This is a genomic window from Intestinimonas massiliensis (ex Afouda et al. 2020), assembly GCF_900626285.1.
GTDB lineage: Bacteria > Bacillota > Clostridia > Oscillospirales > Oscillospiraceae > Flavonifractor > Flavonifractor massiliensis_A.
Genome location: NZ_LR131148.1, coordinates 279,143 through 295,045 on the forward strand (window position 1 = coordinate 279,143; position 15,903 = coordinate 295,045).

The following is a 15,903-nucleotide window of genomic DNA, read 5'->3' on the forward strand; positions in this document are numbered from 1 at the left end:
TCCCCACCACTTTAAGGGGTTCGCTACACGCTTGTACTGGGAGAGCGCTTGAATGGCATTCAAGAGGTCAGCGGTTCGATCCCGCTTATCTCCACCAAAAAGCCTTGAAACCAAATGGTTTCAAGGCTTTTTTCTGTTTATACGCGAAAAAAAGGACCCGTTCTGTTCTGCCTGGATTTACCGGATTCAAACGGAACGGGAAATTTTTTTCCGGAATTAACCGGGGCCCGTTGCGGTTGCGGAGCACTTATGGTATATTGTAAAAAATGGTGCTTAGAGTAGGAAATTTACAGAAACGGCTGGAAAGAAAATCATGGAGACGCGGAAACGCGCCATCTACTAAGAGAGGAAGATGATGATGAAACGATGCTTCAGCCTGTTTGTGATCCTGGCCCTTCTGCTAGGTCTGCTTCCGGGAGCTGCCCTGGGCGCAGATAATCAGACCCAGCCAGATCCGGCAGAAGAGACGGCGGTTCAGGTCTCCGACCTGCCGGCGGAGGAGCCGGTTGTGGTAACGGAGCCGTTCCTGCCTGAGGAAGAGCCGGTTGAACTGCTGGCTTCCGGCAACGCGTCGGTGAGCGGCACGGTATCCCTCCCCGGCGGGGCCTCTGCCCTGATGGAGAGCGTTCTGTATGTCTATCTGTGCACCCCGCCGGTGCTGGATGCGGACGGCCAGGTGCTGACAGAGCCCGTCACTGTCAAAAGTACCCGGGTGATCTTTGCCCAGGGGCAGAGCTCCGGGAGCTACACCATCAGCGGTGTGGCGGCCGGGCAATATATCCTGCGGGTGTACTCCTACATCAGTTGCGGCAGCGCGCTGGGCGGAGACTGCTACTTCAATGCTGACGGTACCCCGGCGGGCAATCCCTATGCTGCCACGGTTCTGAATGTGGGCTCGGGAACCAATGTCAATCTGACCCTGCCCGCCGCCTCCCGCTCTATCAGCGGCACCCTGGTGTTCGACACCCCGGCAGCGGCGGACACCGACTTCCGCCTGTACTGCTATGATGACACCACCTTCACCAGCTATTCCTCCGCCACCACACTCAAGGCGGGGAGCAAGACCGCGTCCTTCTCCATCGGTGTGGAACCGGGACAGTACCCCATCCAGGTCAGCAACATGGAGGCCGGAGGCTACGCCTATTACGACATCTACGGCAATGCCACCAAGGATTATCAGAGCCGGATGATGGTCAGCACCCTGGACGGGTCGGTCTCCGGGTTGGAAATCAACTGCACCGGCCTGATGGGCAACGTTCAGAGCGACGAGGTGGAGGTAACCGTCCAGCTGCCCGCTGCGCTCACCGAGGACAAGCAATATGAAGTCTATCTGGCGGACGCAGAGGGCCGTTTTAACGAGAGTTCCTCCATCTACGTCTCCGCTGGTGAGCGATCTTTCACTCTGTGGTTTTCCACAGAGGAGGGAGAGCGCTTTCGGGTGGCCTACTGCGATGTGACCGACTGTACGCAGTATTACTCTCCCCCCACCGGTGCCCGCTACGCCACGGAAGATGGCATTACCACCAAGGTGTCCCAGGCCAAGATCTTTACCGGCGGAGCGGACACCTCCATCACCATTACGGAGCCCGCCTGCTATACGATTACCGGCACCCTGAGCCGGGAAGGGAATGTTCTGCCTCCCCAGGCGGCCTATGTGCTGGCCGATTTTGCCGACGGGGAGACCTATGCCGGACGGGTGGTCTATGCCTATGGCGAGGCCTCCGGCCAGTATACCATCTATGTGCCCCAGAGCCAGCAGGGTAAGTCCTTCCAGCTTACCGCCGCCAGGGCCATGAGCAACATGGGCAACCAGGTGGACGAAAACACCGTGACCACCGGCGGCAGTGGCACACTGTCCGGAAATACCCAGGCGGATCTGGTGCTCCCGGCGCAGACCATCACCATTGAGGGCACTCTCTCCCTGCCCGACGGTATGGTGGCCCCGGAGGACGGCCTGGTCATCTCTCTGGGAGTAAACGAGGACTACCGGAATACCGAGTACGCCACCTACTATCTGCCTGAGGGGGAGAGCAGCCTCCATTACGCCCTGTGCGCGCCCGTGTCGGGCAGCACCGTGGTCTTTGCCGAGATTTCCGGCAAGGTGGAGCGCATCTCCCGGCAGGCCGGCGGCACCTTCTCCCAGAACCAGCTGATGGCGGCTGATATGGTTTTCCCGGAGACCGTCACCATTTCCGGCACCGTCTCCGTACCTGAGAGCTGCCTGGACGGGGTGGCCCTGGTCCGCTTGTACATTAACGGGACACTGAACGGCAGCCGCGTCTATTCCAATCAGGATATCGCCGTTCCTGCCGGCAAGCTGAGCGCCTCCTACTCGATCACCCTGCCCAAGGGTATGGTGATCACCCAGGGGCAGCTCAATGTGGAGGCGGACACTCTGGACCTTCTGGACACCTCCTACCGCTACCTCCAGAATGATTTGAAGAGCTTCTCCTCCCAGTATACCAACCTGTCCGCCACCCTCAGCAGCGATTTGAACCTGGACATCCAGCTGACCCAGGGCGTGTTCCTCTCCGGCACCCTCTCCCTGGCGGAGGGGCTGTCCGCCGGCACCTATTCCGGCCGCATCGAGCTGGAGCCGGTCAGCGATGGGGTCTTTTACTCCGAAAACTTTAACTTTACCGGCAGTTCCTATGACTACAAATTCTCCTTGTCTGAGGATGTCATGGGCCAGAAGTACTATGTGTCCATCTACCTCTACAGTGGTGGGGGTGTGATCCCCTACAAGAATTACTATTACGTGGACGGCGGTCTTCCCACTACCGACCGCAGCAGCGCCACCCCCATCACCCTGGGTGAGAGCGGCGCCGTTGTGGATCTGACCATTCCCAAGGCTAGGACCATCAGCGGCAGCCTGGCATCTGACGACGGCGGCAAGGTGGTCTGGGACCCGGAGGAAGATCTTTGGCTGTATCTGGAGGCCGACAACTTCAGTGAATCCTTCCGGATCAGCCCGGACGCTGAGGGCAACTGGTCCGCTACGGTGGACCCCAGTATTACCGGGGAGTTTACCGTCCGTACCTACGTTTATGGCAATGTCCAGACCAATATTTTTGGCAACCGGAACTATTATTACAGCACAACCGGCAACGCCGTCACCGATGAGGCGGAGGCCGGCCTGCTCACCATAGGCGCGGAGGATATCACCGACCTGAAGCTGTACGTGGAGACCGGCTGGCTCCTGTCCGGCACCATCAGCCTGCCCGAGGGGGGCACCATCACTGGCGGCACGGTGGATATGAGCGTGTCTATCAAGACCGCTGACGGTTCCTATACCAGCTACCGGGGCAACGGCACTGTGGGCCAGAACGGCGGCAGCTACTCTGTGGCAGTGCCCAAGGAGGCAGCCGAGTACCAGGTGGTCCTCAATTCGGTATATTCCCTCCCCTCCGGAGTGTCCAGCAACCTCTACTTTGGAGATGAGCAGACGCTGGAGACTGGCCTGGTGACCGGGGACACCAGCGGCCTGGACTTCACTCTGGCCAAGGCTAAGACGGTCATTACCGGTACCGTGTACCGTCCGGAAGGATTTACCGACTATCTCAGCATGAACGTCTATGCAGTGGTAGAGCGTGAGTATTATACGGATTCCTACTCTGCTAACGTGTTCCTGTCCAACAATGAGGACAGTGTCGACTTCTCCATTGCCATTCCGGCCACGGAAACCGCGGAGGAGTACCAGCTGTACTACAACATTTACAATAATACCACTGGCATACTCTCCGGCAGGAATGTCTATCTGTGTGCTGACGGCAGCCTGACCACCGATTCCTCCCTGGCGGGCAACTTCTCCCTGGAGCAGTCCCCCATCCACACCTTCACCCCCCTGACCGTTCAGCCCTTTGTTGCCGGCAAGATCTACTGTCCGGAGGGGTTGACGGAGCCTGTCACCATCACGGTCGATTATGTGCTGGTGGACGGTGTCTCCACGCTGGACCACACCTTTACCGCGGTGGATGTGCTGGTAGGACCCAACGTGGGTCAGCAGGATGAGGATGGCCGCTGGTACAGCCTGTACAGCCTGGGCGACGCGGATGCGTGCAGGGGCCTCAGCTATAAGCTGAACTATTATTCCTATAACATCAGCGACGCAATCGACACCAATTTGCACTATATCAATGCCGACGGCTCTGTGGTGGGTGCTGATGAGGCTCAGATATACACTGTGCCTACCTACGGCAGCAGCGTCAACGTGGTCAACTTCACTCCCATTCTGTGGGACGACGGCAGCGAGGACTTTGTGCTGCAAAGCAACCACGGCTTCACCAATATCCCCGAGCCGATCACCTACACCTATACCTATCCCGGGGCCACCGGTCTGGAAGTGACGTTCTCCGACCGTACGGACATCGACCTGACGGTAAATGGACGTAGCTATGACGCTTACTCTCTGGCGGGGCAGACCATAACGGTGACAGGCACGGATACCCTGACGGTGGAGGTGGGTACCGTGAGTTACTTCAACGTGTACAGGTTCGGCTTTGCCGTGGAGAAGGTGGAGCCCGTAGGCGTCACTGCGCCTGAGACCGGCGCCGCCGCGGTATACACCGATTCCGGCAGCACGGCTCAGGACATCCTGTCCGGTGTGAAGTCCGGCCAGCCGGTGCGGGTCACCCTGGTGGGTGAGGACACCTACGTGGAGAGCAGCCTGATGGGCGCTATCTACGATAAGGACGGTATCCTGCTGGATATCGTGCGGGTGCCGGTGATCTTCACAGACGGCGGCTGCACGGCCAGCCTGAACTTTGAGGAGTACGGGGAGGCCGTTACCCTCAAGCTGTTCCTGATGGATAAAGATTGGGCGCCTGAGATGGCAAACCGCACCTTTACAGCGGAATAACGAAGAGCACCGTGCAGGGCACCTGCCCTGCACGGTGTTTTTTATCCGCCGGTTTCTTGCGCGGTGGGGTAGCGGCGGGATATAATCACAGAGTATGACAGTACAGAAAGAGGCGGGAGCATGAAGTTCATCCATCTCTCAGACCTGCATTTGGGCAAGCGGGTCAATGAGTTTTCCATGCTGGAGGACCAGCGATATATCCTGGCGGAGATCCTCCGCATCATCGGGGAAGAGCGGCCGGACGGCGTGCTCATTGCCGGGGACGTGTACGACAAGACGGTGCCCTCCGCTGAGGCGGTAGCCCTGCTGGACGATTTCCTGGTGCGCCTGGCCCAGCTCAAGCTCCAGGTCTTTGTCATCAGCGGCAACCACGATTCTCCGGAGCGTATTGCCTTCGGCGGACGGCTGATGGCGGGGAGCGGGGTCCATCTGGCCCCTGTGTATGCCGGGCGGGTGGAGCCCCTCACCCTCACTGATGCATACGGCCCGGTCAATCTCTACCTGCTGCCCTTCCTGAAGCCGGCCCACGTCCGGCGCTTTTTCCCGGAACAGGAGATCGGCAGCTATACCGACGCCCTTGCCGTGGCGGTAGGGGAAATGGAGGTGGACACCTCCCTACGGAACGTGCTGGTGACCCATCAGTTCGTCACAGGGGCCGCCCGGTGCGATTCGGAGGAGCTCTCTGTAGGGGGCACGGACAATGTGGACGTGTCGGTGTTCGCACCCTTTGACTACGTGGCCCTGGGTCACCTCCACGGCCCTCAGCAGGTGGGTCGGGAGACGGTGCGCTACTGCGGTACGCCGCTGAAATACTCCTTCTCCGAGGTCGGGCATCACAAGTCGGTCACTGTGGTGGAGCTGGGGGAGAAGGGGCAGGTGTCCGTCCGAACGGTGCCGCTCAAGCCCATACGGGACCTGGCAGAGCTGCGGGGCACCTATGAGGAGCTGACCTTCCGGGGATTCTATGAGGGGACTAGCTGGCAGCGGGACTACGTCCATATCACCCTCACCGATGAGGAGGATATCCCCGACGCGGTGGGCAAGCTGCGGATCATCTACCCCAATCTGATGAAGCTGGACTATGACAACAAGCGTACCCGGGCGGGCGTCCTGCTGGATGGGGCGGAGGACGTGCAGCAGAGGTCGCCGCTGGACCTGCTGGAGGAATTTTACGAAAAGCAAAACGGACAGCCTATGGGGGAGGCTCAGCGGGCGTTTGCCTGGAGCCTGATGGAGACCATCTGGGAGGGAGAGGCATGAGACCGCTGAAATTGACGGTGTCCGCGTTCGGACCCTATGCCGGGCGTGTGGTCATAGATCTGGAGCGGCTGGGTGAGCAGGGGCTCTACCTCATCACCGGAGATACCGGAGCGGGCAAGACCACCATTTTTGACGCCATCACTTACGCCCTCTACGGAGCGCCCAGCGGAGAGAACCGGGACGCCTCCATGTTCCGTTCCAAGTACGCCAGGCCGGAGACCCCCACGGAGGTGGAGCTGGTGTTTTCCTACGGCGGAAAGACCTACACCGTCCGCCGGAACCCGGAGTACCAGCGCCCCGCCAAAAAGGGGGGCGGCACCACCATCCAGAAGGGGGAGGCGGAGCTCCGTCTGCCTGACGGCCGCCTGATTACCAGGACCAAAGAGGTCAACAGTGAGATCACCCGTATTATCGGCCTGGACCGGAGCCAGTTTGCTCAGATCGCCATGATCGCCCAGGGTGATTTTCTGAAGCTGCTGCTGGCGGACACCAAGAGCCGGCAGGAGATCTTTCGGGAGATCTTCAAGACCAGGTATTACATGGTGTTCCAGGAGCGGGTAAAGAGCGAAGCCGGGAAGCTGCAGCGGGACTGCGAGGCCGCCGGGGCCAGCGTGCAGCAGTATATCGGCGGGGTGCTCTGCCCGGAGGATGATCTGCTTGCCCCCAGACTGGAACAGGCGAAAGAGGGAAAGCTGACCCTTCAGGAGACGGCGGAGCTGATCGAAACGCTGATTGCCCGGGACCGGCAGGCGGATGCCCGGCAGCAGGACAGGCTGGATGAGCTGGACGAGGCCTGGAGGCAGACGGCCGCCCTGCTGGGCAAGGCGGAGGAACTGGACAAGACCCGGCAGAAGCTGGAGAAGACCCGCGGCGAGCGGGAGGAACTGCTGCTCCGTGCGGAGACCGCCCGGAGCGCGCTGGAGGCCCAGCAGGAACAGCTTCCCCGGCAGGAGGCCCTGACCAGAGAGCGGGCCGCTCTGGAGGCGGAGCTGCCCCGGTACCGGGAGCTTTCCGGAAAACAGGCGGCTCTCGCCCAACTGGCAGAGGATATCGCCGGTCAGAAGCAGGAGCAGCTTCGGCAGGAACAGAAGCTGCAGGCGAAGACCGCGGAGCTGGACGCCAGGCGGAGCGAGCTGTCCGGACTGGCCCAGGCGGAGGCTGACAGAGAGCGGCTTCTTCGGGTACAGGCACAGCGGGAAGGCCGGAGAGAAGTGCTCCTGTCTCTGGAAAACGATCTGCGGGAATGGCAGAAGTACGGCCGGAGCATACAGGAGGGGAAGGAGCGGCGGGCGGAAATGTACCGCCGCTGGGAGACGCTTGCCGCTGAGATCCTCCGCCGGCAGGAGGCGCTGCGGGCCGGGCGGGAGACCTGGACAGCCGCTGAAGGTCTGGAGGCGGAAAAGCAGAAGCTGCTCCACCGGCAGGAACAGGCGCTGGAAAAGAAGAAGGCCCTGGGCGGCCTGCTGGACTTGCTGGCGGAATGCGGCCAGGCGGAGCGGGAACTGGAGGCGGCCCAGGGGGCCTATCAACAGGCTCAGGCGGCGGCAGATGCCGCGGAAACGTGTTACAGCCGGAAGAACAGAGCCTTCCTGGACGAACAGGCGGGGGTGCTGGCCCAGGGCCTGGAGGAGGGACAGCCCTGCCCGGTGTGCGGTTCGCTCCATCACCCCGTTCCCGCTCAGCTCTCCACCGGAGCGCCTACTGAGGGAGAGCTGGAAGATGCCAAGAAGGCAGTGGAGGCGGCGCGGCAGGCGGCGGAGGAAAAGAGTGTGGCCGCAGGCAGAAAAAAGGCCGCCCTGGAAGAGCGGCAGCGGCAGCTGCTGGTACAGATGGAGCCCTATGTGGAGGATCCCGTTCTGGCTACAGCCGGGGAACAGCTGACAGCCGGTGCGGAGGAGACCGCCCGGGAGCTGGCGCAGCTGCACCAGGCCCTGGGGGAGCTGGAGGCCCAGCTCATCGGTCGGGAGGAGCTGGAGCAGGAACTCCGGCGGCAGGAGGAGACCCTCGCCGACCTGACCGGGCAGCAGGAGAAGCTGCGGGATACCATTACCCAGGCGAAGGTGGAGGAAAGTGCTCTGATCGGCCAGCGGGATCAGCTGGAGGGAACCCTCCGCCGCAGGATGGAGGAGCATCTGCCGGACTGCCCCTGGGAGGGGGCGCCGGAACGGGTGGAACAGGAGCGCCGGGATGAGGAAGAAGGGCTGGCACAGCTGGCGGAGCAGCTGGAGACGCTGGAAACCGGCTTGAGCCGGAAAAGGGAGCTGGAGGAGCAGATCCCCCAGCTGGAACAGAGCGAAAAGGAGCTGGAGGGGGCAGCCGCCGCCCTTCGGGAGGAGCTGGCCGGGGCACAGAGCCGCCAGAAGGAGCTCACGGGACAGCTGCAGACCCTCCGGGAAGCGCTGCGCTGTCCCGACGCAGAGAGCGCCGGGCAGAGACTGACCGCTCTGGACGGAGAGCTGCGGGCGCTGCGTGAGGCGGAGGAAAAAGCCCGGCAGGAGGCGGACGCCAGCCGCACGGCGCTGGCTCAGGCGGATGCCTCTGTCCGGGAACTGACGGCGGTGCTGGAGAGCGGCCAGACGGTGGATGTGGAGGAGCAGAAGGCCCGCAGCCGGGAGCTGACGGAAGAGCGGAATGAAGTGGCTGCCCTCCGGAGAGCGCTCCACGCCCGGCTCACCGCCAATGAGACTGCCCTGGACCACATCCGGGGAAAGGCGGCGGAGCTGAAAAAGCTGGAGGAGCGGTATACCTGGATGCGCGCCCTCTCCAACACGGTCAGCGGCAATCTGAACGGGAAGGAGAAAATCGCCCTGGAGACCTACATCCAGATGACCTTCTTTGACCGCATCCTCCGCCGGGCCAACCTCCGCTTCCTGGTCATGTCCGGCGGACAGTACGAGCTCAAGCGCTGCCGGGAGGCGGAGAACAACCGCAGCCAGAGCGGCCTGGATCTGGACGTCATCGACCACTACAACGGCTCGGAGCGCAGCGTCAAGTCCCTCTCCGGCGGCGAATCCTTCAAGGCCTCCCTGTCCCTTGCCCTGGGCCTTGCGGATGAGATCCAGTCCGCTGCGGGCGGCATCCGTCTGGACACCATGTTTGTGGACGAGGGGTTCGGCTCCCTGGATGAGGAATCCCTCCAGCAGGCCATTCGGGCCCTGACCGGCCTCACCGAGGGGAACCGCCTGGTGGGCATCATCTCCCACGTGGCGGAGCTGAAGGAAAGGATCGACAAACAGATCGTGGTGACCAAGGACAGGACCGGCGGCAGCCGGGTGGAGATTGTGGTCTAAATCCGCGGAAACAGAAGAAGAGCGCCTCCGGTCTCTGAGACCGGAGGCGCTCTTGGTTTGCTTCAACTCCCACTGGCTCTACTAGTGGGTAAAGAGCTTATAGCTATGGGCAAAAAAGGACTCCCCGATAAATTAGAGTTAAGGTCTGCCAACCTAACCAAAAATATCAAGGAGATCTTTTTATGAGAGACATAAATAGGTTAGAGCATACGAAATGGAGATGGAGATGTCAATACCATGTTGTGTTCACACCAAAGTATCACAGACAAGTAATTTAGCAAGAGATAAGAGCAGATATAGGATGTATACTTAGGAAGCTGTGCGAACAAAAAGGTGTAGAGATAATGGAGACAAACGTATGTCCCGATCATATTCACATGTTGATCAGTATTCCACCGAAATACAGCATATCGCAGATTATGGGATATTTGAAAGGGAAGAGCAGTTTAATGACTTTTGATAGACATGCAAACCTTAAGTATAAATATGGGAACAGGTATTTCCGGGCGAGAGGATACTATGTGGATACAGCAGGACGCAATGAAAAGCAGATACAGGAGTACATCAAAAAGTAGTTGCAAGAGGATCAATTGGCAGACCAGGTGAGTATAAAGGAATACATTGACCCGTTTACGGGTAGCAAGCAAACAAAGGCATAAAATGATAATCCCCCTTAAGGGGTGGCCTGAAAAAGCAATGCAGTCGGCAAACCTTTCGGGGCCCCTTAAGGGGCTTCGTCCGTATCAGCCCCTTATAGGGCCTACTCAAGCCTCCGGCTTAGCCGGAGGTTTTGACTCAGGTGTTCCCATCATCCGGGCACTGGTACCGGGGCTTGCCCCGGCTGGCGCGGCCGTACTCAATGGCCTCCGTGGGACAGCCGCAGATACATGCCATGCAGTGGGTGCAGCGGCCCAGCCAGACGGGCCTGCCGTCCCGCAGCTGAATGTTTCCAAGGGGGCAGGCTGCCTCGCACTTGCCGCAGGAGATGCAGGCGTCGGAGACAGTGAAGGGCTTGTCCTTGACGTTGAACCGATAGAAGAGCTGATTGACCAGCCCGGACTTCAGACGGTCCAGGACGCTGACCTTCTGTGCAGGCAGCTCCCGGCCGGCCCCGATACAGGACGCGATCTGCTCCAGCCCGGGCAGGGCGGCGGAGATGATGCGTTTGGCCTCCGCCTGATCGGGGGCGCCGAACATGGCGATATAGTTTTCCGGCATGATGACCGGGGCCGTGCCCCGGTAGCGGAGCCCTTTTTCCGTGCAGAGGGCCCGGTTTTTGGCGGCGGCGTTGCCGATATCTTCCCCGCAGGTCATGACGAAATAGGCGTCCTGACAGCCGGAGAAGCGGCCGCTGCGGATCAGGTCCAGAAACACGCGGGGGATCTGCCAGCTGTAGGTGGGGGTCACAAAGACCCAGGGCTTTTCAGAGGACAGCTCCAACGCGATCCGGTCCCGCATGTAGTGGAAGGCGCTGGTGCAGTTGTCCCCCAGCTTGTCGGCCAGCAGCCGGGCGCAGTAGCGGCTGTTTCCGGTACCTGTGAAATATACGATCATGACAATCCTCCTTGCGGGCTGAAAAGAAAAACAAAAAGGACACGACTTGCATCGTGTCCTTTTTGGTACGGCTGAAGGGATTCGAACCCCCGACCTTTTGGTTCGTAGCCAAACACTCTATCCAACTGAGCTACAGCCGCATGTCAGAGAAGTGAAGCTCTCTCGCTGACAGCTTAATTATGATAGCACAGTTTAAAACAGAATGCAAGTAAAATTTTAAATTATTTTGAAAAATTCTGCGGTGGGGTTTCAGCGGCGATTCTGGTCCTCCGCCGCGATGCGCTCCAGGCAGCCCATCAGGTCCGCCATAGTGTCCAGTTTGATATTCATTTGCAGGATATGTTCTCTCAGATGGGCGGGCATGGAATCGAATTTGGGACGGATGGCAGGATTGACATAAGACATAATGATTCACCTCGTCTATCAGTATAGCCGGAAAAGGCGAAAAGGATACCTGTTTCCGGCGTCAAAAAACGCGCTCCTGAAATCAGGCAGCGCGGAACTTTTGTCTGTCCCTCCCGCAGAGAGCTATTGCCGCTCTGCGGGAGGACAGTCTAGTGTGCACTTGGAAAAGAGAGAAGAGAGGAGGAGTCTCATGTCTTTGGTATCCTTACATTCCATATGATAGCAGATTCCTCCTGGAAGTGATGAACCGTTTCCGAACTTACTGTGAATGATTTATGAACGCTGAAATCGACGCCTTCAGATCAGGGTGATGAAGTCGGCGCTGGCCCAGCCCACCAGGCCGTCGAAGCGCACCACGTACCAGTTTTCCCACTGGTTGAGGACGGTGAGCCTGGCGCCGTCGTAGGCCCTGGCCAGCACGGGGGCGGAGAGAGAAGGGGTGTCCCGGATGTTGAGGTAGCCCCAGGATACATCCACCACCGCCGGCCGGGGGGACTGGGGCTCCAGGAAGGGCAGGCCGAAGTACTCCGTCAGGGAGAGCACGATGTTGCGGGCGATGGCGTTCAGATTGTTTTTCACCCAGGCGGCGTCGTCCGGGTTGTCGTGGTAGCCCAGCTCCAGAAAGACGGCGGGAGCCCGTACCCGGCGCACCTCGCCGATGGTGGTGGTGGCCTGGGTCCGCACCAGGTTGGGAAGGGGGTAGATGGTTTTCAGTCCGTTGGCGATCAGGTTGGCCGCCTTCTGGCCCTGGACGGAGCCGGGGTAGTAGAACGCCAGGATCCCCCGTACCTGGCCGTACTTGCCCTCCGGGGCCGCGTTGGAGTGGAGGGCCAGGTGCAGGTCGTAAGTTCCGGCGTTGGAGGCCTGGATGGAGGAGACTGCCGTCATTTCGGGGGTGTTGCGGGAGAACCGGATGCCGGAGGCGGTGAGATAGGGCTCCATGGCGTCGGCCAGCCGGTTCATCCATTCCTCCTCCGTGCCGCCGCTGACGTAGAGGTTATTTTCCTGGGTGGAAGGGGACAGGTAGATGATGGGCATAAGAAAACCCTCCTTTCCGCCTATCCTATGCGGGGAAAGGAGGGTTTGAGACAGTGGGGTCACGCGGGTGTGCGGCTGGTCAGCCGGCGGCGGATGTAGCCCGGGATCTCCTCCATGGGCATGGACAGGGCGATGGAGAGTTCCCCGTAGAGCAGATCCTCCGCCCGCTTCCGGAAGTGCTCCTCCACCTTGCCGGGCCGCCTGCCCTGACTGCGGGCAGCGCTGTCCTTCTGGTAGATGGTCTTGAGCAGCCGGGCCAGGTCCAGGCAGCTGTTGCTGCGGAAGGCATCCTGATAGCGGCGGGAGAGAAGCTGGACGTTTCCGGTTTCGGGGGGCTCCGCCTGGATGGCGGGCAGCTGCCCGATGAGCTGTTCCGCCTCCTCAGCGGTGAGGACCGGGCGCATGGATACCTTGCAGTCCACCGGGGCATAGATGACCTCCGTCCCGTGGAGGGGCCGCAGGGTATAGTAAAGCCGCCGACTGCCCGGCTGACAGGCCGGTTCGCCCACGGCGGTGACCTGGCAGACACCGCTGCCTCCGTAGACCACCAGATCTCCGATCTGATACATGGTATCCCTCCTTCTCTTTTTGCTATTTTAGCACTTTTATGAAAGAAATTCCAGGGATGTGACGGTTATACGAATGATATTTGTACATTTTGCACCAATAGATAAGGGCGCTGATTTGTGCAGAACGCGCAGGGGAGCATCCGAATCATCAAAAGAAATGGCCGCCAAATGGCGGCCATTTCTTTTGATGTATTTGTATATATCTGGGATCCTGCCCTCAGTCCGCCTTGGGACCGGCGGCCACAAGGGCCTTGCCGGCGTCGTTGGTGGTGTACTTGGCGAAGTTCTTCACGAAGCGGGCGGCCAGATCCTTGGCCTTGGTGTCCCACTCGGCGGGGTCGGCATAGGTGTTGCGGGGGTCCAGAATGTTGGTGTCCACGCCGGGCAGCTGGGTGGGAACGGCAAAGTTGAAGTAGGGGATGGTCTTGGTCTCCGCCTTCAGGATGGAGCCGTCCAGGATGGCGTCGATGATGCCGCGGGTGTCCTTGATGGAAATCCGCTTGCCGGTGCCGTTCCAGCCGGTGTTGACCAGGTAGGCCTTGGCGCCCGACTTCTTCATCTTCTTCACCAGCTCCTCACCGTACTTGGTGGGGTGCAGCTCCAGGAAGGCCTGGCCGAAGCAGGCGGAGAAGGTGGGGGTGGGCTCGGTGATGCCCCGCTCGGTACCGGCCAGCTTGGAAGTGAAGCCGGACAGGAAGTAGTACTCGGTCTGCTCCGGGGTCAGGATGGACACGGGGGGCAGCACGCCGAAGGCGTCGGCGGACAGGAAGATCACGTTCTTGGCGTCGGGCCCGGCGGACACAGGGCGGACGATCTTCTCGATGTGGTCGATGGGGTAGGACACCCGGGTGTTCTCGGTGACGGAGTCGTCGCCGAAGTCGCAGTGGCCGTCCTGGTCCACAGTGACGTTCTCCAGCAGGGCGTTGCGCTTGATGGCGTGGTAAATGTCAGGCTCGGACTCCTTGTCCAGGTTGATGACCTTGGCGTAGCAGCCGCCCTCAAAATTGAAGATGCCGTTGTCGTCCCAGCCGTGCTCGTCGTCGCCGATGAGCAGACGCTTGGGATCGGTGGACAGGGTGGTCTTGCCGGTGCCGGACAGGCCGAAGAACAGGGCGGTGTTTTCGCCGTTCATGTCGGTGTTGGCGGAGCAGTGCATGGAGGCCATGCCCCTCAGAGGCAGGAAGTAGTTCATCATGGAGAACATGCCCTTCTTCATCTCGCCGCCGTACCAGGTGTTCAGGATGACCTGCTCCCGGGAGGTGAGGTTGAAAACCACGGCGGTCTCGGAGTTCAGACCCAGCTCCTTGTAGTTTTCCACCTTGGCCTTGGAGGCGTTGTAGCAGACGAAGTCGGGCTGGAAGTCGGCCAGCTCCTCCTCGGTGGGCTGAATGAACATGTTCTTCACGAAGTGGGCCTGCCAGGCCACCTCCATGATGAAGCGGATGGCCATGCGGGTGTCGGCGTTGGCACCGCAGAACACGTCCATGACATACAGCTTCTTGCCCGACAGCTCCCGGATGGCCAGCTGCTTGCAGGCATCCCAGGCCTGCTGGGAGGCGGGCTTATTGTCGTTCTTGAAGGTGTCGGAGGTCCACCACACGGTGTCCTTGGAGGTGTCGTCCATGACGATGAACTTATCCTTGGGGGAACGGCCGGTGTAGATGCCGGTCATAACGTTGACAGCGCCCAGGTCGGTGACCTGGCCCTTATCGTAGCCCTCCAGACCGGGCTTGGTCTCCTCCTGGAACAGGACCTCGTAGGAGGGGTTGCGGAGGATCTCGGTGACGCCAGTGATGCCGTATTGATTCAAATCAATGTTTGCCATAATGCATGACCTCTTTCCCGTATTGATCTCTCTGGGGCTCCGGCGGGGCGGCCAAGCCCTGGAAGTTCTAGTTGCTATGACAATAATCATACACAGAATTGGACATAAAGTCAATTCTCTGTGTGGTACGATTTTGCAATTTTGTTTCCCGGCAGTTTCAATCCGTGCCCTGGGGGGCAGGGAGAATCAGGACTGCAGATCCTGAAGCGCCCGGGCCAGGGCGGCAAACTCGCCGATGCCCAGCCGCTCTCCCCGGACGCCCTCGGGCAGTCCGGCGGCGGCGATGGCCTGCCGCAGCTGGTCTTTGCTCAGCCGGTCTCCGAAGGCCGAGGCCAGGCCGTTGAGCAGGGTCTTGCGCCGCTGGGCGAAGGAGACCTTCACCACCCGGAAGAAGGAGGCATCGTCCACCAGATCCTGGGGCGGCGTGTCCCTGGGCACCAGCCGGATGACGGCGGAGGTCACCTTGGGGGCGGGGAGGAAGCACTCGGGCGGCACCTCGAACAGAAACTCCGGCACCGTGTGGTACTGGCAGAACAGGGAGAAGGCGCCGTAATCCGCCGTGCCCGGCGCGGCGCAGATCCGCAGGGCCACCTCCCGCTGGATCATCACCGTGATGGCCCGGAAGCACTTTGCTTCAATGAGGGCGGTGAGCACCGGGGTGGTGATGTTGTAGGGCAGATTGGCGCAGGCCAGGGGGGTAAGATCACCGAACTGCTCTGCCGCCAGTGCTGCCAGGTCCAGCTTCATGGCGTCCCCGGGGATGACGGTCACGTTGTCATAAGGGGCCAGGGTCTCGTCCAGAATGGGGAGCAGGGACTTGTCCAGCTCGATGGAGGCCACCCTGCCCGCCCGTTTGGCCAGCTGCACCGTCAGCGGGCCGATGCCCGGGCCGATCTCCAGCACGCCGCAGCTCTCGTCGGCGCCGGAGGCCTCGGCGATGTCCCGGGGCACCCAGCTCTGGATGAGGAAGTTCTGGCCCATGCTCTTGGAAAACCGGAAGCCGTGTCGGCCCAGCAGGGCTTTGATGTCTTTTTCATTGCACAGATCCATGGGGGATCACCTCAGTTCAGATTGAAAGGGGGGCGCAGCCGGGGTTTGGGAAAG

General features: G+C 60.5%; 9 protein-coding genes, 1 tRNA gene and 1 pseudogene. 4 read left to right on the forward strand and 7 right to left on the reverse strand.

Annotated features, from left to right (window positions below):
* The first annotated feature begins 358 nt into the window (after window positions 1–358).
* The 4 genes and pseudogenes from E0E41_RS17300 (at window position 359) to tnpA (ending at window position 10,067) form a co-directional block, all read left to right on the forward strand.
* A complete protein-coding gene (locus E0E41_RS17300; RefSeq protein WP_130871126.1) occupies window positions 359–4,858 on the forward strand; it encodes a hypothetical protein in 4,500 nt (1,499 codons plus the stop codon).
* Between the two features lie 120 nt (window positions 4,859–4,978).
* The gene (locus E0E41_RS17305) at window positions 4,979–6,118 is read left to right on the forward strand and encodes an exonuclease SbcCD subunit D (RefSeq protein ID WP_130871127.1); all 1,140 of its coding nucleotides are present in this window, start codon (window positions 4,979–4,981) and stop codon (window positions 6,116–6,118) included.
* On the forward strand, window positions 6,115–9,408 hold the full coding sequence (locus tag E0E41_RS19195; protein ID WP_130871128.1) for an AAA family ATPase: 3,294 nt from the start codon (window positions 6,115–6,117) through the stop codon (window positions 9,406–9,408). Before E0E41_RS17305 ends, E0E41_RS19195 begins: the two co-directional genes overlap by 4 nt.
* A 182-nt stretch (window positions 9,409–9,590) precedes the next feature.
* Window positions 9,591–10,067 (forward strand): annotated as a pseudogene (gene tnpA, locus E0E41_RS17315) (IS200/IS605 family transposase).
* A gap of 136 nt (window positions 10,068–10,203) precedes the next feature.
* Here the strand turns inward: tnpA and E0E41_RS17320 are convergent.
* From E0E41_RS17320 to rsmA, 7 genes are all read right to left on the reverse strand, one after another.
* Window positions 10,204–10,962 (reverse strand): EFR1 family ferrodoxin, encoded by a 759-nt coding sequence (locus E0E41_RS17320; RefSeq protein WP_130871129.1) that lies wholly within the window; start codon window positions 10,960–10,962, stop codon window positions 10,204–10,206.
* 63 nt (window positions 10,963–11,025) lie between these two features.
* Window positions 11,026–11,102: transfer RNA gene (locus E0E41_RS17325), tRNA-Arg, on the reverse strand.
* 109 nt (window positions 11,103–11,211) lie between these two features.
* Window positions 11,212–11,367: a hypothetical protein gene (locus E0E41_RS18635; RefSeq protein ID WP_165450601.1), complete on the reverse strand. Its 156-nt coding sequence runs from the start codon at window positions 11,365–11,367 to the stop codon at window positions 11,212–11,214.
* Between the two features lie 297 nt (window positions 11,368–11,664).
* Complete coding sequence (locus E0E41_RS17330) at window positions 11,665–12,405, reverse strand: N-acetylmuramoyl-L-alanine amidase (protein WP_130871130.1); 741 nt, start codon at window positions 12,403–12,405, stop codon at window positions 11,665–11,667.
* 59 nt (window positions 12,406–12,464) lie between these two features.
* A complete protein-coding gene (locus E0E41_RS17335) occupies window positions 12,465–12,974 on the reverse strand; it encodes a CarD family transcriptional regulator (protein ID WP_130871131.1) in 510 nt (169 codons plus the stop codon).
* 217 nt (window positions 12,975–13,191) lie between these two features.
* Complete coding sequence (pckA, locus tag E0E41_RS17340; RefSeq protein ID WP_130871132.1) at window positions 13,192–14,799, reverse strand: phosphoenolpyruvate carboxykinase (ATP); 1,608 nt, start codon at window positions 14,797–14,799, stop codon at window positions 13,192–13,194.
* Window positions 14,800–14,985: 186 nt separating this feature from the next.
* A complete protein-coding gene (rsmA, locus tag E0E41_RS17345; RefSeq protein WP_130871133.1) occupies window positions 14,986–15,849 on the reverse strand; it encodes a 16S rRNA (adenine(1518)-N(6)/adenine(1519)-N(6))-dimethyltransferase RsmA in 864 nt (287 codons plus the stop codon).
* Window positions 15,850–15,903: the final 54 nt, after the last annotated feature.

What these genes read in the sequence shown, in the direction of transcription:
- E0E41_RS17300 (WP_130871126.1), top strand. Translation starts at nt 359, where the DNA reads ATGAAACGATGCTTCAGCCTGTTTGTGATCCTGGCCCTTCTGCTAGGT.
- E0E41_RS17305 (WP_130871127.1), top strand. Translation starts at nt 4,979, where the DNA reads ATGAAGTTCATCCATCTCTCAGACCTGCATTTGGGCAAGCGGGTCAAT.
- E0E41_RS19195 (WP_130871128.1), top strand. Translation starts at nt 6,115, where the DNA reads ATGAGACCGCTGAAATTGACGGTGTCCGCGTTCGGACCCTATGCCGGG.
- E0E41_RS17320 (WP_130871129.1), bottom strand. Translation starts at nt 10,962, where the DNA reads ATGATCGTATATTTCACAGGTACCGGAAACAGCCGCTACTGCGCCCGG.
- E0E41_RS18635 (WP_165450601.1), bottom strand. Translation starts at nt 11,367, where the DNA reads ATGTCTTATGTCAATCCTGCCATCCGTCCCAAATTCGATTCCATGCCC.
- E0E41_RS17330 (WP_130871130.1), bottom strand. Translation starts at nt 12,405, where the DNA reads ATGCCCATCATCTACCTGTCCCCTTCCACCCAGGAAAATAACCTCTAC.
- E0E41_RS17335 (WP_130871131.1), bottom strand. Translation starts at nt 12,974, where the DNA reads ATGTATCAGATCGGAGATCTGGTGGTCTACGGAGGCAGCGGTGTCTGC.
- pckA (WP_130871132.1), bottom strand. Translation starts at nt 14,799, where the DNA reads ATGGCAAACATTGATTTGAATCAATACGGCATCACTGGCGTCACCGAG.
- rsmA (WP_130871133.1), bottom strand. Translation starts at nt 15,849, where the DNA reads ATGGATCTGTGCAATGAAAAAGACATCAAAGCCCTGCTGGGCCGACAC.